The organism is Helicobacter himalayensis, from assembly GCF_001602095.1.
Lineage (GTDB): Bacteria > Campylobacterota > Campylobacteria > Campylobacterales > Helicobacteraceae > Helicobacter_F > Helicobacter_F himalayensis.
The window spans coordinates 1,127,134-1,147,175 of the sequence record NZ_CP014991.1 but is presented as its reverse complement, the minus strand read 5'-3'; the positions used below and the strand labels follow the sequence as shown (position 1 = coordinate 1,147,175).

Sequence of the window (20,042 nt, the reverse complement as noted above, 5' to 3'; positions counted from 1 at the left end):
TTAACCAAAACCGCACACACTTCCCTATACTTCATTAATCTAAGGAATCAAATGGCAGCAGAGAAAACCAGAACACACACGCCTGTTGATGGCTATAAGCTAGAGGATTTAAAAAGCAAGTCTGTTGGCAAGCTTATTGAAATTGGCAAGGGGCTTGGGATTGAGAATCCGCAAGAATATTTACGACAGGATTTGATTTTTGAGATTCTTAAAACACAAGTCTCTCAAGGTGGTTATATCCTTTTTACAGGCACTTTGGAGATTATGAGCGAAGGACACGGATTCTTGCGCGCTACGGAAAAAAGCTTTAGCAATAGCCAAAATGACACCTATGTCTCTCAAAGCCAAATACGTCGTTTTGCCCTAAGAAATGGTGATATTGTCATCGGGCAAGTGCGCCCACCAAAGGACCAAGAGCGTTACTATGCGTTACTTAAAATCGAAGCGGTAAATTTCATCTCGCTTGATGAGATTAAAAATCGCCCACTTTTTGATAATCTCACACCACTTTTTCCCATAGAACAGCTTAAACTCGAATACCAATCAGATAAGGTCACAGGCAGAATGCTTGATTTGTTTTCCCCCATTGGCAAGGGACAGCGCGCGCTCATTGTCGCACCCCCACGAACAGGGAAAACCGAGCTTATGAAAGAGCTCGCACACGGAATCTCTAAAAACCACCCCGAAGTAGAACTCATCGTTTTGCTTGTAGATGAGCGCCCAGAGGAGGTTACAGATATGGAGCGCAGTGTCAAGGGGCAGGTGTTTAGCTCGACTTTTGACCTGCCAGCGACAAATCATATCCGCGTAGCTGAGCTTGTGATTGAAGGGGCGAAAAGAAAGGTTGAGATGGGAAAAGATGTTGTGATTTTGCTAGATTCTATCACGCGTCTTGCGCGTGCGTATAATGCTGCAACGCCCTCAAGTGGGAAGGTGCTAAGTGGTGGCGTTGATGCAAATGCCTTGCACAAGCCAAAACGTTTTTTTGGTGCAGCGCGTAATATCGAGCAGGGCGGAAGCTTGACGATTATCGCCACTGCACTTATTGACACAGGCTCAAGAATGGACGAAGTGATTTTTGAGGAATTTAAAGGCACAGGGAATAGTGAAATTGTACTAGCGCGCAATATTGCAGATAGGAGAATCTATCCTGCATTTGATATTTTGAAATCTGGCACGCGCAAAGATGAGCTACTGCTTGGCAAAGATAAGCTTGCAAAAGTGTGGGCGTTGCGCAATGTGATGCACCAAATGGATGACATTGAGGCGTTGAGTTTTGTGTATTCTAAAATGAAGCAGACAGAAAACAATGAAGAATTTTTAAACGCGATGAATCCGCAAGAGTGAGAATCTAGGGGATTAGCCATTGAAAGTGGGGGTGTTTGATAGCGGAGTTGGCGGGCTTAGCGTTTTAAAAAGTTTGCTTGATGCGAGGCTTTTTAGCTCGATTGTGTATTATGGCGACACCGCGCGCGTGCCTTATGGGAGCAAGGATAAGGAGACGATTGTGCGCTTTTGCCTTGAAGCGCTTGAATTTTTTCAAGCCCAAAGCGTGGATATGCTTGTCATTGCGTGCAATACTGCGAGTGCGTATGCGCTAGATTCTCTTAAAAAACGCGCGAGTTTTCCTGTCATTGGCGTGATTACGCCCGGTGTCATCGCTACGGACAATAAGATAAAAGACAAAGATTCTCAAATCCTAGTCATCGCCACAAAAGCCACAATACACTCAAACCTCTATGCTACAAAGTTGCAAAATATCGGCTTTAAAAATATACAAAGCCTTGCCACAGGGCTTTTTGTGCCATTTGTGGAGGAGGGGATTTTTAGCGGTATGCCATTAGAAGCGCTCTTTGAATATTATTTTAAAAATATCATTACACCGCCAAGGGCACTTATTTTGGGTTGCACACATTTTCCGCTTATTGCAGATTCTTTGAAAAATTATTTTGGAAATCAAACCTTGCTTATCCACAGCGGGGAGGCAATCGCGCAGTATATACAGACAAAATATAACTTAGTGCAAAACCAGCCTTTAGAGAATCTAGAATTTTATGCAAGTGATGCCATTGAAGCGCTTAAAAATACCGCTAGGCTTTGGCTGGGTAAAGATTATCAAGTGCTATGAAAACCACTTTATTAAGTAGTCTGTGTGAAAATCATTTTTTGTTTTTATTGGTGGCTTTGTTTGTTTTTGTCGGCTGTGGTGCGCAAATAAACACACTCGCAAACACACTCTCTACTAGAGAATGGGAAGTGAAGCGCCTAAGTATCAATGAGCGCGCATTTCGGATACAAAAAGGCGCGCTTCTCACCTTTGATATCGCCCAACACAGAATCTTTGGTAACACCGGCTGTAACAACTATGCAGCGACTTTTGAATTTGGGGAAAAAAATATTTCTATTTCACGCAAAACCTACACGCGCAAGCTTTGTCACGATGAGGAGCTGATGTATTTTGAATTTGAATTTTTGCGTAATTTGGAGGGTGAATTTATCATTGCAAGCCTTGAGGAATACCTAAAAACGCTCACGCCTTACCAGCAAATCACTAACCCAGATTTGTTTAAGCGCAAGGATTCTAAAGAAATCATCGTATTCTTTAATCGCTTTAAGGCGTATTTTCTCACCCAAAATGGCGCAGAAGCATTTGAAATGGACGCATTACCACAGGAGTGAAAAATGAGCTTTTTAGCTGATAAAAGTTTTGAAACTAGCACTAAATCTCCGCAAGAAGTGCTAGATTCTCTATTGATGAAAAGCGCAATCGCGCACGCGTGGGAATTTCAAACATTATGCTTGCCAAATCCAAGCGTTGGCGCATTGCTCTATTCCACGCAGTATGGAATCTTAGGCGTTGGTGCGCATAAGAAAGCAGGGGGCGCGCACGCGGAGGTGTATGCCTTTGCAAATGCTGCGCGCACCTTATGGAAAATGCAGAAAAAAGAGGATAAAATCCGCGCGCTAGATTCTCTTTTTTTGCTTCCTTTGAGCGAGCAAAGTCACGCACTGCACGAGTTTTTGAAAGCGCAAGCGCGTGGGCTTTTTGCACAATGCAGCTTGTATGTGAGCTTAGAGCCTTGCAATCATTTTGGCAAAACCCCGCCTTGCGCGCAATTAATAGAATCTTTGCAGGTTAGACGCGTGGTAATTGCGCATTTAGAATCTAAGTCCGCGCAAGGTGGTGCGCAAAGGCTGCAAAAGTGTGGTATTGAAGTAGTAAGTGGCGTGTGTGAAAAAGAGGCGTGGGCGCTATTGTTACCATTTTTGCGCTTTTCTCAAAATGGCGCTTTTAGGCTTTTTAAGCTTGCAATGCGTTTAAATGGCGATTACAAAAGTGGGCAAATCTCAAGCCAAAGTGCACGTAATTTTACACACAATCAGCGTAGTGTGTGCGAGCGTATCATTGTTTCAGGGAAAACTTTTTTGTATGATTTACCAAGGCTTGATTGTCGCTTTGCCAGCGTGCCTTTTGACAAAACGCATTTGCCAAAGATTGAAATACTCACGCGCAAAAGTTTTAACCCCTTGCAAAATGAAAATATAAAGGAGCGTGATGTGCGTGTGTGTGAGGATATTAAAGAGCTTAGTTTGATAAAAGGTTTTAGCATTATTGAGGGCGGATTCCCGCTATTAGAAAGTTTAAAAAATCATATCGATATGCTTTTAATCCAACTTGCACCAAATTTTTTGTCAAATGTTTTGCCACAAATGGCAGATTTTACGCAGTCTCGCATTTTAGATTCTGTATCTAGCCACAATGACGCACTAGCGCGCTTTAGCTTTGCTTTCACACAGCAAAAAGGCGAGGATTTAAGCCTATGGCTCACAAACTCTTAAGCCTCTATCAATTAAGCGATGGCTACTGCTACAACACCGATAGCCTTTTGCTTGCCTTTTTTGCACGGGAGTTTTTGAAGCCAAGAATGCGCCTTTTAGATATTGGCGCGGGTTGTGGGATTTTGGGGCTTTTGTGCGCGCGTGAAGTGGGAGACTGCACGCTTGAGATGGTGGAGCTTGAGCAAAAAGCTTGTTTTTTGGCACGCAAAAATGCGCAAAACACGGATTTTGCAAAAAATGCGTTGGTGCATAATTGCAATATTTTTGATTTTGCTGCGCCCACACTTTTTGACTTTGTGATAAGCAACCCACCATTTTACAACATCGGGATTTTAAAAAGCCCAAATGAACGTAAGAATCTCGCGCGTGTGCAGGATTCTATGCCGCTAGATTTGTTTTTTAAACACATTAAACGTTTGCTAAAACCACGTGGGAATCTCGTGCTTTGCTATGATGCAAGGGAGAGTGGGAGGCTTTTTTATGAGCTTTTTAAAGCTGGATTTTGTGCCCAAAATGCGCGCTTTGTGTATCCGCTTGCAAATCGCAATGCGAACCTTCTTTTGTTGCAAGCAAAGATTGACTATAAAGGCGCGCTTAATCTCTTGCCCCCACTTTTTACGCACAATAGCCCAAATCAGCAGGATAATACGTCAGAACTCAAGGCGGTGTATGAATGGGCAAGGACAAAAAGCATAAAGATAGAATCTAGCGCGATTGGGCTAGATGATTTAAAGCAAACATAAAGCTACAACGCGCTAGAATGCGCGCTTCTTGTTTGTGTCAAAAAGTTTCTACAAAAGCTTTATGTAGGCGCAGTGCGCGTTTTAAGCGCTAAATTTATGAAAGGAGAATGACAATGCCAAAGATGAAGACAAATCGTGGCGCGGCAAAGCGTTTTAAATTGAAAAAAAACGCAATCAAGCGCGGCAGTGCTTTCAAAAGTCATATTTTGACAAAGAAAAGCCCTAAGCGCAAAGCGCATCTTAACGCGTCAAAATATGTTCATAGCAGTAATGTTGATTCTGTAAAAAACCTACTTTGTATGGCGTAAGGAATCTACCTCCCCTTGCGGTTTTGCTGACAAGGGCAAGCGAGCGTAACGCTCACACCTAAAAATAAAAAAGGTAAAGGAGAAAAAATGAGAGTAAAAACAGGCGTTGTCAGAAGAAGACGACACAAAAAGATTCTAAAGCTCGCGCGAGGCTTTTACAGCGGACGTAGAAAGCATTTTAGAAAGGCAAAAGAACAACTAGAGCGCAGTCTTTGCTATGCGTTTCGCGATAGGAAACGCAAGAAGCGCGATTTTAGGCGATTGTGGATTACACGCATTAACGCGGCGTGCAGGATTCATGGCGTGAGCTACTCGAGATTTATGCACGCGCTTAAGGTTGCAGATATTCAACTAGATCGCAAAGTGCTTGCAGATATGGCGATGAATGATAGCAAAGCATTTGAAAAAGTGCTCAAAAGCGTGAAACTCTAAAATTTTCTTAATATAGATTCTAAACTTTGCACCTTATCCGCAGAGTTTGGAATCCTTTCTAGATTAGCCACTTTTTAATTACTTTTGCATTTTTAGCTACAATCTACAATAAAATAAATCAAGGAAATACTATGGAAGTTTTACGCACAGCAGAGGAATTAAAGCAATATAGGGCACATATACAATCTTTAGGGTTTGAAAATTTCGCACAAAATTTCACTCAAAACGCGTCTGAAAAATCCAAAGCACTCAAAGAGGCGCAATCCTGCGCTGTATTTGAAAGTGTAGGCTTAGTGCCGACAATGGGCGCACTTCATAATGGGCATAAAAGTTTGATTATGGAATCTAGAAAGCGCGATTTTTGCACGATTGTAAGTATTTTTGTCAATCCTACGCAATTTGGCGCAGGAGAGGACTTTACGAGCTATCCACGCACGCTAGATTCTGATTTGCAAGTTTGCAAGGAAGCGGGGGTTGGCGCAGTTTTTGCTCCGAGTGTTGAAACGTTGTATGCAGATATGGCTCAAAGTGCTAATCAAAGCGGGCTTGATGAAGTGGGGCTTTTGCCACCAAAAGTAATGGGCTATGTGCTGGAGGGGTTTGATCGCTCTACGCATTTTAGCGGTGTGTTGCAGGTGGTGTTGAAACTTTTTAATCTTATGCGCCCTACGCGTGCATATTTTGGTAAAAAGGACGCACAGCAAGTGCTAATCATTCAAAAAATGGTGAGAGATTTTTTTCTGCCACTTGAGATTGTGCCTTGTCCTATTGTGCGTGATTTTGATGGTTTGGCGCTTAGTTCGCGCAATATTTATCTAAGTCAAAGTGAGCGTGAAATCGCCCTTTGTATCCCGCGCACCATAGAGCTTTTGCAGGAAAAAATCGCTCAAGGCGTGCATAATATCTCAACACTTGAAAGCATAGCGAGGGAAAATCTAAAAACCACGCATATTTTTTACGCGAAGTTTTTTGATAGGAATTTAAGACGTTTAGAATCTTTGCAAAAAGACAACAGCATTTTTTTGCTAAGTGTGCGTGTTGGGAGCACGCGACTTTTGGATAATTTTTGGTATTAAGCCATTTTAAATACAAACATCAAGGCAAGATTGTGCAAAGCTTATAGCACACCATCACTTGCACAACTAGAGCGGGATTTAAAGAATAACTTAAAGCATTTGTCATATTGAGCGAAAACGAAATATCTTTTAGATTCTAGGTGCATCTTATGAGTTAAAACTTGGACTAAAGGTGCAACTACCCTTGCAAAGAATCTTGAGGCAAAGGATTTAGGTTTTTGAGAATAAAGCAATCAAAGTGTCGGTTGCTCCAAGTGAAGCAAGTGAGGATTCATAGGATTCTTGTAGAATCTTATTATCAAGAAAATTTCCCCAAATCTTTTGTCCAGCAGGTTTCCCTTGAGATAGCCAATAAAGAGTGTTGGATAAAGGATATCTTTGGATTCCTTTAACAAATTCTACTTTTAATTTGGCTCGTTCTCCTAGTTTTCTTAGAGTATGGGGATTATAAAGATAGAGATGAGGACTCCAATAGGTAAATTCTTGAAATGCTTTATTTTGATAAACAGTCAGTAAGGCGTCATTTGCGTTTGGAACTTCTATTATCATTTTTCCATTTTCTTTAAGCAAGGAAGCAAGTTGTTGTAGAATCGCAATAGGATCCTGTAGATGTTCAATCACATGAAAGGCAGTAATCACATCGTATTCTGCCCCCCCCCCCCAATATTCACTAGATTCCTTATTAAAGGGATATTGTATTGCTTATAAATAGGAGCAACTTGCCATTCTAGCTCTACGCCTGCAACACTTTTTGCAAATTCTTTTGCTTGGATTAAGAATCCCGCATAGCCACTTCCAAAATCTAAAATATCTTTGTTGATAATGTAATTCAGACAAAAATCAAGTCTTGCTTTGTTGAAACTCCACATATCATTAATAAAATCTGTGCGTCCTGTGAGCTGATAAACTTCTGTTTGATTGTGCATATTGCCTTGTTTGTAAAATTCCTCACTTGTGTTTTGAATATCCAAAAAAACTAATCCGCATTCATCGCATTCAAGAATTTTTATAGAGGGATTATCCCTAACTTTACCCTCTCTTTTGTGATGTTTGGTTGAACCACATAAGTAACATTTCATTTTTTCTCCTTAAAATTTAAAGTGCGACGGATTATTTCTTACTAATCTTAATATTCACATTCTTTAAGATGTAGAACAAAATTTTCTCGTTTAATGCCTTTAAGCTCACTTAATTCGCTAGGTTCAATTGAACTTATGCCATTATCCCGCCATTGATGGCATCGATATAGTGGAGCTTATGCACGACACTGCTTAGTAAGCCCTTGAGTTGGAGATTTTGCACATCATTTGAAGCGATTTTTTCAAACTCATCAAAGCTGAGTTTTTGGGAATTATCGCGCAAATAGCGCATCGCACTAAGCTCTGCGTAATCAATAAGTCCGCTCATTTTGAGCGTATCAGCGAGATTATCAAAGCTTTGTTTTGAGTTAAATGCGCCTAGCACATCTTCGCGGATTTCAAGGGATTTTTTTAGCATTGAGGAGGCTTCGAAATAATCTTTAATCTCTGGTGCAGTGGGAATCTCTGAAATATCTTTAAGTGTTTGTTGTTGTGAAACTTCAGTGAGTGGCTTAATTTGCTGTGATTGGAAGTCTTGCACTTCCCCGCGTGGGGTGTTTGGCAGACTTTGGTTGTAGGTCTCTTGTTTGTAAAGCGTGTTGAGATAATTCATAGAATCTACATTCATTGACAAAAACTCCTGGACTTCTTAAAAGATTCTCTTAAGTAGCCAGCAAAAAACATTCCTAATGTGGTTTTAGGGCTAAAAAATTGACTTTTTAGAATCCTGTAAAAATCTTTTTGCTTTCATTTCTCAATTTTTAGATTCTCTAAACTTGGTCTTTCACCACGCAAGGGGGATGAGTGAGGGTTAGCTTTGTGCGTAACTCGAATTCTTTGATTTTATCTTGCAGGTTTGTATTTTCCGCACTTACGCGGATTGTGCTTGTAATATTTTATATGCCTCCTCAATCTCGCGTAAATCCTTTGCGCCCCCATCTAGCAGGGATTTTCCCATATTTTTATTTCCTAAGATATTGCCTTTTTTTGCCTTTGTTAGCTCGACATAGCGCGCGTGCAGTTCATCTTGTGTGTAGTCTTGCTTTAAGTTGAAAAGCTCCAACGCCTTTTCTTTGCTTAATGTCTCTTTTTGCTCGTGCAATGCTTCAAACTCATTATACAGCCTGTTGAAATCCTCATTGCTTAGCTCGAAAAATGCCGCAATGTCAATAAGCATATCTTTTTCCTCCTGCGCGAATTCGCCATCAGCATAAGCCAGCACAAAAAGGAATTCTACGACTTTCAAGCGCTTTTTATACTCGCCTTTTGTGACGTTTGTGAAAGATTCACAAAGCATTTCAAGATCCCGAGCGTTAGTATTTTGGTAGATTTCTAGCAAAGATTCTTTTGTGAGCTTCGCACTTTTTGGGTCTTTAAGCATTTCATCAATCATATCTTCAATAAGAATCTCCTCTTGCTCGCACACCTTCCCATCACTTTTGGCAAATGCCCCCAAAATCGCGCAAAGCAAGCCATATTCGCTTTCTTTGATTCTATTTTGCAGGCGATTTTGCTCGTCTTCGATAAAATTTACCTGTGGCACATTTTGATTTTTCACCGGTTGCGCGAAGCTTTGTTGGTGTAGTGGATTTTTCAAATAATCTTGCAATGTGATATACAAAAAATACGCCACACCCGCGCCAATAAGCAATAAAACAACCTCCATATCTTTCTCCATTTTGCTAATTAGTTGTGATTGATAGGCGCGTATTTTAGCGAAAAATTATATAGGGAAGTTAAATGTCAAAGGGGATTTTTTAGAATCAATACAAATAAAATTATCACAAGGATTATGCTTTGAAAGATTGAAAGAATGCCAACTCCAAGAGAGAATTTTTTAAGACGTCTTGCACTTAGCTTATTGAAATTTTTTAGCTCACCAAAAAGTGCCGTTTGCGAATCTGTATTGCTTTGGGCTAAAAATTCTAAAGAATCTATGATAATCTCTTTGACTTGTATTTGTGGGCCTAAGAATTTTAGACTGCAAATTTGCAAATACTGCTCGTGTGGATAATACACTTGCATATCTTTTGCTTCTCGTGCAATAATATCGCAGAGTCCTGAGCGTACAGAAATAACCTTACCTGCGCTTCCTCCAAGTGCAATAGCTTGTTCAAGGGTTAAATCAAATCTAAAGGTGTCTTTGTGAAAATAAGATTCTTTAGGGGCATTGACAATAATGGTATAGCCCAGATCTTTATAAAGTGCAACATCTCTAGCAAAGATACAATAAGGCAAGCGAGGACTTGTGTTGGATTCTGGTAAGTAAAAAAGTATTTTGTCTAATGGTGCTATTTTTTCAATATGGACTTTAAGCTTAGGATTTAGCGTAGGATAAGTGGGGGGGGGAGTGGTATTGTAGAATCTGGCAAGCCAAGAAGCCTTGTGTAGAGAGTAAATAAATGGGTTTTGAGTTTATATTTTTTGGTGATTTGGTAGGGGTTGGTTGGTGCGATTTTACCAAGAGTGGGTTTTTTGGATACAAAATCAAGTTTTGGTAAATATGTGTTGTTAAATATCAAATCCTCGCAAACAAGATAATTATCTTTTTCAAAAAGCCTAAAAAGCATTTCTCTTTTTTTGTCTATTATAAACACTATCGGTGCGCCAAGAGCTTTTTGCGCCTCATCCTGAGATATGCTTAATAACATATAGGTATCTCCTATCCCTCCATAGATATGACGCATATCTAAATAATATGTATCCTTTCTTAGTTGCTTTATGAGTTCTTGTAAATCCATTTTTTCTCCTTTAAGATTTTTTGTGCAAACAAAGTCAATGTTCTCATTTTTTTGTTGTTATTGGATTCATTTTGTCATTTCTTATAAAAAACTTATGATTTTTAGTGGTGCAAAATCTTAATATAAAGCCAAAATACCAATAACGCGCAAGATTGCCATTGTTGTTTATAAATGCTAAACCGAGTTGGTATGAGGTAGATTCTATTAAGTCTGTGGGGTAATCTGTGGGTTGTGTATTTAAAGATTGTTTATAAGCCCTGTAAATCCTTCTTGAACACTTAAGGAACGATATCCGTCTGTATTGATAGGCAAGTAAAAGTTCGCCAATTTTATAGGGTAAATGCTTATCTGCTATTGATGATGAACAAAATATTATTTCTTCTGCATTACAGCTGACTTTATTTGCTAACAAGGAGTTAAACTTGAGGCTTCCAGATGGATAATAAACGCGCAGGTTTTTTGCATTGTAGCCTACCAAATCACAAAATCCAGAGCGTATGGCAATTACTCTACCCACATTTAATGCAACTGCGATTGCATCTCTTAAGCTTAAATTGAGATTATATGTTCCTTCGTAGTTATAGCTTTGATTTGTTGTATTGATTATTATTTTGTAGCCTTCTTTTTGTAGCAGCTCCATATCTCTAATGAAAATATATTGTGGTAAGCATTCTAAGCTGTTTGATTCAGGTAAATAAAAAACTATTTTTTCTAATGGTGCTATTTGTTCTAGTTTTATTTTAAGTTCAGAGGTTAGCTTTGGTGGATTTTTAGGAATAGTAGGGTGGTAATTTTTTGGCAATTTAAAAAAGGTTTCGTATATGCCAAGTAAATAGGGTGCTTGAATTTTATGTTCTGTAAGAATAAAACAGGCGTGAGCTGGAAAAATTTTACCTTTCGTGGGTTTTTTAGCGCAAATTGGTAGCCTCAAAAATAGATTTTCATTTGTTCTAAACGAGTCGTTTTGTATCGCAATAAATTCAGTATCTCCAAAAAGTTCAGCTATGGCAATGTCTCTTTCTTGTAGTACAAAAATAATTTTGCTATTCAAGGTGTTTTGTAAAGTATCCTTAATTGTATAGAGAAAATAAATATCTCCCATACCAAATGGCGCAAAAAAATAGTAGATATTTTTTTGAAGTAAAAATTCTATAACTTCTAGCTTCATTTTTATATCCCCTCATCAATTTCTAGTGTGAATCTTATCCCCTCATCGCGTTTTGTATTTATCGCGTATGCGGTTTTTAAGCCATTTTTATTCTTTTCATTTGCTGGTTTGCAATCATTTATCAAAATCCGCTCGCCCACAGGCAAATCCGCGATAATATGATGAAATCTAATATTATTTTCTTTCAAAAACTTTGTGATTGCTGGAATCTGGAAGGTTTTTCGCGCTGTGAGCAAAATCACAATATCTTCACTTGGCAAGTTCTTAAAAAATTCTTTTACACCAGCTAAAAGAGTTTCATCATTTTCTAAAAAGCCATTATGCTTTACAAGCGTGCCATCAATATCAAAAAGCCAAGTTTTAGGCAAACTTGATAGTCTAAGCGCGCTAGATTCTCTATTTTCCCCACTCATAAAATCCCCTTTAGCTTAATAATCCCATTGTAAAATGCCCCACAAATAGAATCATAATCTTCCCACGCATAAGTGCTAAGTCCAAGCCAAATAAGCGCGTGTAAAAGCGCGATTTTCTCCCTATTTATACGTTCGCCATTTAACTGCAAATACTCAAAAAACCATTCCTCGCAATCCTGCCACGCGCTTGATTTAATAGCGAAATCCACTTCATTTTCCTTTATTACAAGGGTAAATTTCTTACGATTAAATTGGTCATAATCCCCACTTAGCGAGTAATACACCTTAGCATAGTCATAATCCGCATCGCCAAAAATCTGACTTTCTCCAAAATAGCCCCTTGGGTCAATTAAAATAGCCCTCATATTAAAAGTATCAAAAAGGATATTTGAAAAAGTGCAATCTCCGTGTATCACGCAAAACTCGCTCGGCGCGAAAGACAGAATCTTATCAATAATTTTTTGCTTATCAAAAAGAATGTTTTTGTAATACTGCCCATTGATTTTGATAAACTCATTTTCTGCAAAGGCAACAAGGGATTGCACTTTTTCTATCCTCTCAAAAGTCTTTGTGATGTAAGTTTGCATTACATCTTGCATATTTGCTGGGATTTTTGGTGCTAGATTATGAAGCTCTAAAAGGGAATCTAGGATTTCTTTTAGAATCTCCTTGCGTTGTGAGGGCAATAAACAATCATATTCAAAAATATTCTTGCCCTGCACGCGCTTCATTGTGAGTGGTTCAAAACTTAGAATCTGTGGGATTTTCTCAAAGCCTTTTGCTTGTGCGAATTTATACCACGCAATTTCTTTTTGCGATATTTGCACTCCTTGCTCGCTTATAGCCGTTTTGATAACTTCATTGCCTCTAAATTCTATATGATTAAATGGGCGACAAATTGGTGTTGGATTGTTATCGCTGTAACTAAGAAGTGTGCCAATTTCTTTACAATTTGTGAGTGGCAAGGGGGTAAAAGGGATTTTTTGAATCTGCAACCAACGCACAAACGCGCCAGATTCTGCAATATTTTCTAATTCGATTTTATTTTTAAAGATAAAAAGCCCGGCTATGCCATTTTGCACGCTTGGCTCTTTTTTACACTCGCCATTTACATAGCTCCAGCGACACTCAAAGTTTTGTGAGATTCCGATGTAGTTTTGCGTCAATGGTGGGATTGCAAAATCACTTGACAAAATCAAATCACACCAAATAATCATAAAAGGCTCATTGTCGCTAAAAGGCGCGATTGCCTCTTTGATACCAGAGATTGTCCCCTCATTTTGCGGGTGGATTATTGAGTAATTATATCGCGTAGCAAAGATTGCAAGGTATTTTGTAAGTACTTCGATTTTGTAATCAGCAATGATTGTGAAATGCGCGTGCGGGAAATGTGTAAAAAGATGGAAAATAATAGGTAGATTTTCAAACGGCACAAGGCATTTTGGCTTATTTTTAGTAAGTCCTTCTAATCTCGTGCCTTTGCCACCGGCTTGGATAATGATGTGCTGTAAAGTGTTTTGTGTCGTTTGTTGCGTGACGTTTTGTCGTAAAATATTTTGCGCTAAAGTTTGTGGGTGCATTGAAAATCTCGCTTGAAAAATTAAAGCTTCAATTATATCCCCCCCCCTTAAGGCAAAATTAAAAAATGTTGATTAGTGAAGCTGGGTTGTTTTTATTGTATAAAAAACTGCATTTATTGTGAAGAGGTTATGAGTTTGCTAATAAGCAAACTCATAGTATATTAATGTGCTATCGCTTCACTTGCTCCAATTCCTGTTTGCGCTCGGAAATCTTGAGCTTTAAATCCTGCTCTATCAATCTTTGCGCGTTCGCTATTATCAAGTTTGGAGATAGCAAAGACGAGTAAAAATGTCAATGGCATCGTAAAGATTGCTGGATGTTCATAATGGAAAATAGCTTCAGGGAAGTGAAAAACTTTTACCCATACGCTTTTGCTAAGCAATACGAGTGTTAAAACACTAATTAAGCCAATTAATCCGCCCCAAAACACCCCTTTTGTCGTGAGGTTTTTCCAATAAATACAAAGTAATATAATAGGAAAATTCACACTTGCAGCAATGGCAAAGGCAAGTCCTACCATGAAAGCGACATTTTGATTTTCAAATCCTATGCCAAGAATGATTGCTAAAATACCAATTCCAACCGATGCGCCTTTTGTAACACGCATTTCTAATTTGGGATCACAAACTCCATTTTTACAAACATTGACGAATAAATCATGACTTATTGCACCAGCTCCAGAGATTGCTAATCCAGCTACCACTGCTAAAATTGTGGCAAAAGCTACTGCAGAGATAAATCCCAAAAATATATCACCACCAAGAACTTGTGCTAAAAGGACAGCCACCATATTACTCGCGCCAGTGAAATTACCCTCACTATCGGTAAAATTTGGGTCATTTAGTAAAAAGGCGATAGCCCCAAACCCGATAATAAAAGTAAGTGCATAAAAATAGCCCATAAGTCCGGTAGCAAAAAATACTGACTTTCGTGCTTCTTTGGCATCTTTCACTGTAAAAAATCGCATGAGAATATGAGGCAATCCAGCTGTTCCAAACATAAGTGCCAAGCCTAAAGATAATGCAGAGATAGGGTCGGGTAAAAATGTCCCAGGACTCATAATGGCTTCACCACTTTTGTGGTTAGCTATAGCTTTTTCAAACCAAGATGCAAGATCAAAGTTTGCGTAATAAAGCACCATGAGTGCCATAAAGGTAGAGCCACCCAAAAGCAAACAGGCTTTAATGATTTGCACCCAAGTAGTAGCATGCATACCGCCAAAGACAACATAGCAAATCATTAAGATTCCCACAACTATGACTGCTATCGTATATGGAAGCCCAAAGAGCACTTGTATGAGTTGTCCTGCGCCCACCATTTGCGCAATGAGATAAAAGACAATCACAGCTAACCCACTAATTGCAGAGATTGTGCGAATAGGCTTAGACTTTAATCGATAAGCTACTATATCTGCAAAGGTGTATTTGCCTAAATTACGGAATTTTTCGGCGATGAGAAAAAGCACGATAGGCCAACCAACCAAAAAACCAACAGAATAAATAAGCCCATCAAATCCGTTGGTAAAAACCAATGCTACAATTCCTAAAAAGCTTGCCGCACTCATAAAATCTCCAGCAATTGCAATGCCATTTTGTAGTCCAGTGATATTGCCTCCGGCAGTATAAAAACTTTCAGCAGACTGCGACTTTTTGCTAGAAAAATATGTAATGCCAAGAGTTGCTAAGACAAAGATTATAAACATACTTATCGCGATATAGTTTATTGGGGCTTTTTCTACATCACCCACATCAATACCTGCTCCTAAGCATTGCGTAAAGAAACCATAGCAAATCATGTTTCCGAGTATGACTGCAAACTTAATGCTTTTTCTATTCATGAGAGTTCTCCTTTTAAAATGTATGCTAATGCACACAAAGAATCTATATCCTAGGCACAAACCCACTCAACACAATCTGTAACTACTTTTGGTTTTGCATTTCTTTGACTAAATCTACGCGATCTAGCTCCTCTAGCACTTCAGCTTGCTCCTTGTCAAAATATTTATTTGCAAATAATGTATAAATCCCAGTGCTTACAATCGATAGCACTATAATAAACACACCTAAGATGATGCCTAGACTAACTGCACTAGGGCCTAATCTGTATCCAAGAATCTCAGGGAAAAACCCAACACTAGCGATAAATGCGTAATAGCAAACAAGAATAACCAAAGAGAGACAAAGCGAAAATTTATTGCGAAATGACACAAATTTATAGAATCTCGCCCTTACTTGCTCTTTTGAAGCGACTGTTTTGCTCATGGTAACCCCCTTGTAAAAGAATATTTACCTCCACACCCAACTATGTGTCGGTAACTATCCACAATACAACACAAAAAGCAACAAATGTGAAAAATAATTTCTATACTATTTTTTGTGGATAATTATGGAGCTATGTTGTAAAACAAGCAGGCTTTACAACCTTTACAACGCTTTGAGTCGTCAAACTATGTTGCATTATTAAAAATGTAACTTTTTTACAATGCCATAGATTCTAAAGAAAATAACTCTAGTATTATCTTTAATAAACTTATGATGTCGGATAGCATTGCGCAGTTGCTTGTATATTGAGTTCTTTAATCATTCTTTGCATTCGCGAAGTGTCAATGCCATGTGCGAGACATGCTTGTTCTATGTTCTCCATTGGTGCTTTATTGCAAGTAAGGCAATATAAGCCATAACGTGCCAAGATTTTATGTCCTTGTGTGCCTAAGTTTTCTAGTATCAGGGAAAGATTGCTTTGTGCATTTATGATGACATCAGTTTTAAGCCTATTTTTATTAAGAGGCTTTTTGAGGTAATAAGGTGCTTGCAATATGCGCCAAAACTCTGAATGGTATATGTCTGGAGTGCGAGTGCATTCGCACCAATATCCGATAGTTGCTTCATCCCAAGATTCATTATTGATGACAATATACATCAATATTTCGCTAGGGATACTGATAGTTAAATTTGGAGTTTCTAAAAGAGAATCTAGTAATTTTAATTCTCCATTTTTGACGCAAAAACAAAAGGCAAGCTCTTTTTGAGAATCTGGATAAATGCTAACACTCATATCCTCACAAAAAGCCATTTCTGGGATATTGTTTAGGCTTATGAAATATTCCTGCACTAGCTTTTTGTCAAAGGAATATTGTTTTTTATCCGGATAGTAGTGCAAGAATTCACTTTCACAAAAAGAGGTTTTAATAAACTTTTCTACCACATTTTTATCATAGAGATTTGTCTCTCTTTTATATCTATGTATTTTCCCCGTGCTTCCCTCCCACATATCGCCTGCAAGTAAAGATATGACTTTTGTATTGCTTTTTTGCTTTGCAAAGAACTTTTCAACATCATAAATGGTATTTTTTCGCACGATATTAAGATAGGGCAAGTGCTTTGGGTGGTTTAAGATAAAATGTGAGGCAAAAGGCAGAAAATAGCTTGCATTATACAGCGCGCACACTTCTTGGAGCATTTCCAAAGTGGCGATTGCACTTTTTTTATAAATATCCTTTTTTTGCGCTTGGCTTAAGTGTGTGTAAGTAGCTGGATAGCCACTAGCTCCGGGCGAGAAACTCGCACAAATCATATCTACATGCTTTAAGGTTTTGAGAATCCTATGATTTATCCCCGCATCATTGATATTGAGGATTTTAAAGGAATTGATTTCAAGTAGCATTTGCGAGTCATTCCACAAAGAAGCTGGCTCATAAATAGTTATAAAGCATTCTTTTGTGATTTCTACGCGCTTACCAAAGTCAAGCACAATGATGTTTGAGAATCCTAGATTCTGTAATTTTTGTTCTAAACGACCATTAGGAAAGGCTGGGATATAAATTGGCACATTTTTGTCAAAATACTTCAAGGTTTCTGGGTGGAAATGATCGCTATGTTCATGGGAGATATATATCGCATTTGGATGTAATTGCTCTGGTTTTATGACTGGGCTTGGATAGTTACGCCATGCACCAAAAAAGGCATAGCCCACAAGCCATGGGTCACAAAGCAAGCTAAAGTTATTGTGGCAAAATTCTAAACTTGCGTGTGCATGGAGTGTTATGTTTATATCTGTATGTTGTGGGGTGCGTGGGTTGAGGTTTGTAAGAGAGCTATTTGTATTAGTTTGCCCCCCCCCCCCATTTATGCATGACAATATCATTAGAATTTATAAGCACTTTATGTTCGATAAGCCTTGCGCTTGTTGTAAGAGATTCTCCTTTTTCATTAAAACGCCAATTATGCACTTTACAATATATCTCTTGGGTATTTTGCGTATTTTTGCAATGAAGCATGCCTCCTTGATGGGGACAGATAGAATCATACACTCTTATTTCATCCCCATTTTTGTAGATGAAGAATTTATGATCATCTAGGATTTTTTCATTGATACCATCATTTAGGTCGCTTATGTGCGCTAAGATTTGCATTTTCTCTCCTTTAGTAAAGTTTTATTTCCTTAATTATAGCAATTATCCAGACGGGATTATTCCTTGTGGTATTAATCTTTTAAATCCTAGAGGGATAAAAAGAGCTAATTACTCCATTTGGCGAAGTAGGCTAAAGTGTAGTGCCTGCAATAAGGTGATATAATGATTAGATTATAGTTTTATTATCACATAAACTTTTCATATTGTTCTAGTATCACTTTTTCTTCAAGCATAAAGCTAGGAATCACAGAATCTATAAGATGAGAATTTTTATTTTTAAATTCTTGTAGGCTTAGGAGTTGGAGATACTTTGTGTAGTCTTTGCGTCTTTGTTTCACTGCCGGGAAATGCCATTGTATAAGTGGGGCATGGAAATACCTTATATCATTTGGTAAAACTTGACTTTCAGAGTAAAGTGTGTTTTCGTGTTTTGTGTTATCAATCCATTGTGCTGCTTTGGAGGTTTTACGTTCAGTAAATGTAATTTTCTTTTTGCATACTAATAATTGATCGTAGCCATCTATAAAGCCATTTTTACCACTATTTTGGACATAAATTTTAGAATCTTCAACTATAAAATTTATGCGAGGATAAACTACCGCATGATTTTTTTTCTTAGGAATGCAAAATGTTTTTTGCAAGAGCGTTGGCTCATAGATATGATCAACATCAATTTTCATAAACCATTCATTCTCTGGGATAAATGAAAGCACAAAGTTATAATAGCTATGGAGTTTGTTGCATTCGTTTTGTGGATTCTCTAAGAATACTTGATGAGGGTATTTTGCAGGGATAAAGCTGGGATATTTTTTACAAAATTCTAAAATAATTTCCTCACTAGAATCTGTGCAGTCGTTATATCCAATCACTCCGCGTTTAATCGCAGGTAGCATAGAATCTAAACTTGCGCGTAATGTTTTTTCTTCATTTTTGACACGGATAAAGGCATATGGATTTTGTAGAGAATTTTTATGGTGCTTTGTTGAAAGGTGGTTCTGTGGCAAACCTTGCGAGATTAAGGGTATATTGCCCCCCCCCCCCTATAAAGGCTGTCTTATATGTAATCCGATGAAGCTTTTGTAAGGTAATTAGGGTATTTGTTTGTCGCCTTAGGAGTGCTATACATTTTTTCAGTGTTTGTTTTAAGGACATGTTTGCTACACCTTAGTAATCTTATTTTTTTGCTTAGGATAACATTTTAGCATATTTTTGGCTTCTTAAAACAATACTTGAGGTCGCGAGGCAAACGCGCTAAATCATAGAGGAGCTTAAGATAAAAGTTATTTTTTACTCTGCCACGTTTTGAATAATCTATATGTTCATTCAGCATTCTAAAAGTGCGGTAAGCGTGCTCTGGTGGCAAAATAATATCATTTGTGTAATTTGAAGGCTTTTTTTCTGGTTTTGCTGTGTTGTTTGTAATGGGTGCTAGAGGGATATAGCGCGAGAGTGGGCTAGCAGGAGAGAGTGAGTAAAATGCCACATTGTAGGTTTTTGCCAAAAATTCTAATGCCTCTAGGTCTGCTGCTTTGCTATGATAGCTCTCTTGCTGTGGCTCTTGTGGAAGTGTAAGATTTTCCAAAACTTCCGGTATAAATTTTGAAATATTTGTTTTAGAATGATTAAAGGCATAAGTTTTGCCCTCATAAAAATCAATGCCTGTTAAGTAAATTTCTCTGTATCCTAGCGCGACAGCTATGGCACAAAGGTAGATTCCGCTTGTTGGGTTTTTGTTGCAGTAGAGTTTTTGCAAAATATCATATTCTAAAAATTCGCCAATATTCTCTGAGATTCTGCCGTTGTAGAGGGTGTCAATAAAGCTGTGCTTATGGAGAGTTTTTAGTAAAAAATCACGTTTTACGTGGAATTCTTCTTTTAAGACAAGTGGGCTGTCATTGATAATTATAGAATCTATTTTGTATTCCTGTGTATTATTAAAAACTTGCATAGTATAGATGTGCTCAAAAAGCGTTTGACTTGCAAAGGTTGCTGCCCTGATATTCCTCCCTAAGTAATATGCATCTTCTAAATAGAATTGATTTGCGCGAAATACTTCATAAGAAAGAGGCAGGCGCGCATAATCAATAGCAGTTAAGCTTGGTGCATTACCTGCTACAACGGCTTTTTGTATTTGCTGTGTGTTATCTTTTCGCATAGAGTATCTCCGATACAAAAAGATAAAAATATGCAACAAAAAGGTCTTTTACTATATTTAAAAAATTTATTATGTATAAATAGTATTGAGTGCAG

At 38.2% G+C, this 20,042-nt stretch carries 23 protein-coding genes; 8 read left to right on the top strand and 15 right to left on the bottom strand.

The window, feature by feature from the left end:
* The first annotated feature begins 51 nt into the window (after positions 1 to 51).
* From rho to panC, 8 genes are all read left to right on the top strand, one after another.
* Positions 52 to 1,347: a transcription termination factor Rho gene (gene rho / locus A3217_RS05585; protein ID WP_066388784.1), complete on the top strand. Its 1,296-nt coding sequence runs from the start codon at positions 52 to 54 to the stop codon at positions 1,345 to 1,347.
* Positions 1,348 to 1,366: 19 nt separating this feature from the next.
* Positions 1,367 to 2,128: a glutamate racemase gene (murI, locus tag A3217_RS05580; RefSeq protein ID WP_066388782.1), complete on the top strand. Its 762-nt coding sequence runs from the start codon at positions 1,367 to 1,369 to the stop codon at positions 2,126 to 2,128.
* Positions 2,125 to 2,679 (top strand): META domain-containing protein, encoded by a 555-nt coding sequence (locus A3217_RS05575; protein ID WP_066388781.1) that lies wholly within the window; start codon positions 2,125 to 2,127, stop codon positions 2,677 to 2,679. Before murI ends, A3217_RS05575 begins: the two co-directional genes overlap by 4 nt.
* 3 nt (positions 2,680 to 2,682) lie before the next feature.
* Positions 2,683 to 3,840, top strand: coding sequence for a bifunctional diaminohydroxyphosphoribosylaminopyrimidine deaminase/5-amino-6-(5-phosphoribosylamino)uracil reductase RibD (gene ribD, locus A3217_RS05570; RefSeq protein WP_066388780.1), 1,158 nt, complete (start codon positions 2,683 to 2,685; stop codon positions 3,838 to 3,840).
* Positions 3,822 to 4,583 carry a tRNA1(Val) (adenine(37)-N6)-methyltransferase gene (locus tag A3217_RS05565; RefSeq protein ID WP_066388779.1) on the top strand — a complete coding sequence of 254 codons (762 nt, stop codon included), beginning with the start codon at positions 3,822 to 3,824 and terminating at the stop codon, positions 4,581 to 4,583. The genes ribD and A3217_RS05565 overlap by 19 nt, the downstream gene beginning before the upstream one ends.
* 113 nt (positions 4,584 to 4,696) lie before the next feature.
* The gene (rpmI, locus tag A3217_RS05560) at positions 4,697 to 4,891 is read left to right on the top strand and encodes a 50S ribosomal protein L35 (RefSeq protein ID WP_066388778.1); all 195 of its coding nucleotides are present in this window, start codon (positions 4,697 to 4,699) and stop codon (positions 4,889 to 4,891) included.
* A gap of 87 nt (positions 4,892 to 4,978) precedes the next feature.
* On the top strand, positions 4,979 to 5,323 hold the full coding sequence (rplT, locus tag A3217_RS05555; protein WP_066388777.1) for a 50S ribosomal protein L20: 345 nt from the start codon (positions 4,979 to 4,981) through the stop codon (positions 5,321 to 5,323).
* 131 nt (positions 5,324 to 5,454) lie between these two features.
* Complete coding sequence (panC, locus tag A3217_RS05550) at positions 5,455 to 6,399, top strand: pantoate--beta-alanine ligase (RefSeq protein ID WP_082807894.1); 945 nt, start codon at positions 5,455 to 5,457, stop codon at positions 6,397 to 6,399.
* A gap of 210 nt (positions 6,400 to 6,609) precedes the next feature.
* Here panC and A3217_RS09365 read toward each other — a convergent pair whose 3' ends face one another.
* The 15 genes from A3217_RS09365 to A3217_RS05480 form a co-directional block, all read right to left on the bottom strand.
* Positions 6,610 to 7,038 (bottom strand): class I SAM-dependent methyltransferase, encoded by a 429-nt coding sequence (locus A3217_RS09365; protein ID WP_231860206.1) that lies wholly within the window; start codon positions 7,036 to 7,038, stop codon positions 6,610 to 6,612.
* On the bottom strand, positions 7,035 to 7,478 hold the full coding sequence (locus tag A3217_RS09360) for a hypothetical protein (RefSeq protein ID WP_231860205.1): 444 nt from the start codon (positions 7,476 to 7,478) through the stop codon (positions 7,035 to 7,037). Before A3217_RS09360 ends, A3217_RS09365 begins: the two co-directional genes overlap by 4 nt.
* Positions 7,479 to 7,611: 133 nt before the next feature.
* A complete protein-coding gene (locus A3217_RS05540) occupies positions 7,612 to 8,106 on the bottom strand; it encodes a hypothetical protein (RefSeq protein WP_066388776.1) in 495 nt (164 codons plus the stop codon).
* Positions 8,107 to 8,349: 243 nt separating this feature from the next.
* Complete coding sequence (locus A3217_RS05535) at positions 8,350 to 9,144, bottom strand: TerB family tellurite resistance protein (RefSeq protein ID WP_066388775.1); 795 nt, start codon at positions 9,142 to 9,144, stop codon at positions 8,350 to 8,352.
* A 77-nt stretch (positions 9,145 to 9,221) separates the two neighbouring features.
* Positions 9,222 to 9,716, bottom strand: a complete 495-nt coding sequence (locus tag A3217_RS05530; RefSeq protein WP_066388773.1) for a hypothetical protein — start codon at positions 9,714 to 9,716, stop codon at positions 9,222 to 9,224.
* Positions 9,717 to 9,802: 86 nt separating this feature from the next.
* Positions 9,803 to 10,219, bottom strand: coding sequence for a hypothetical protein (locus tag A3217_RS05525; protein ID WP_066388772.1), 417 nt, complete (start codon positions 10,217 to 10,219; stop codon positions 9,803 to 9,805).
* 43 nt (positions 10,220 to 10,262) lie between these two features.
* Positions 10,263 to 11,387, bottom strand: coding sequence for a hypothetical protein (locus A3217_RS05520; RefSeq protein ID WP_066388771.1), 1,125 nt, complete (start codon positions 11,385 to 11,387; stop codon positions 10,263 to 10,265).
* A 2-nt stretch (positions 11,388 to 11,389) separates the two neighbouring features.
* Complete coding sequence (locus A3217_RS05515) at positions 11,390 to 11,800, bottom strand: hypothetical protein (RefSeq protein ID WP_066388770.1); 411 nt, start codon at positions 11,798 to 11,800, stop codon at positions 11,390 to 11,392.
* On the bottom strand, positions 11,797 to 13,380 hold the full coding sequence (locus A3217_RS05510; RefSeq protein ID WP_082807892.1) for an NTP transferase domain-containing protein: 1,584 nt from the start codon (positions 13,378 to 13,380) through the stop codon (positions 11,797 to 11,799). Before A3217_RS05510 ends, A3217_RS05515 begins: the two co-directional genes overlap by 4 nt.
* 161 nt (positions 13,381 to 13,541) lie before the next feature.
* Positions 13,542 to 15,176, bottom strand: a complete 1,635-nt coding sequence (locus A3217_RS05505) for a cation acetate symporter (RefSeq protein WP_066389748.1) — start codon at positions 15,174 to 15,176, stop codon at positions 13,542 to 13,544.
* A 124-nt stretch (positions 15,177 to 15,300) separates the two neighbouring features.
* On the bottom strand, positions 15,301 to 15,642 hold the full coding sequence (locus A3217_RS05500) for a DUF485 domain-containing protein (protein ID WP_066388769.1): 342 nt from the start codon (positions 15,640 to 15,642) through the stop codon (positions 15,301 to 15,303).
* Positions 15,643 to 15,910: 268 nt separating this feature from the next.
* Positions 15,911 to 17,524, bottom strand: a complete 1,614-nt coding sequence (locus tag A3217_RS05495; RefSeq protein WP_066388768.1) for an MBL fold metallo-hydrolase — start codon at positions 17,522 to 17,524, stop codon at positions 15,911 to 15,913.
* Positions 17,484 to 17,792, bottom strand: coding sequence for a Rieske (2Fe-2S) protein (locus tag A3217_RS05490; RefSeq protein WP_066388767.1), 309 nt, complete (start codon positions 17,790 to 17,792; stop codon positions 17,484 to 17,486). Before A3217_RS05490 ends, A3217_RS05495 begins: the two co-directional genes overlap by 41 nt.
* A 185-nt stretch (positions 17,793 to 17,977) precedes the next feature.
* Entirely contained in the window at positions 17,978 to 18,796 is an 819-nt protein-coding gene (locus A3217_RS05485) for a glycosyltransferase (RefSeq protein WP_066388766.1), read from the bottom strand.
* Between the two features lie 194 nt (positions 18,797 to 18,990).
* Positions 18,991 to 19,947 carry an alpha-2,3-sialyltransferase gene (locus A3217_RS05480; protein WP_066388765.1) on the bottom strand — a complete coding sequence of 319 codons (957 nt, stop codon included), beginning with the start codon at positions 19,945 to 19,947 and terminating at the stop codon, positions 18,991 to 18,993.
* Positions 19,948 to 20,042 lie beyond the last annotated feature (95 nt).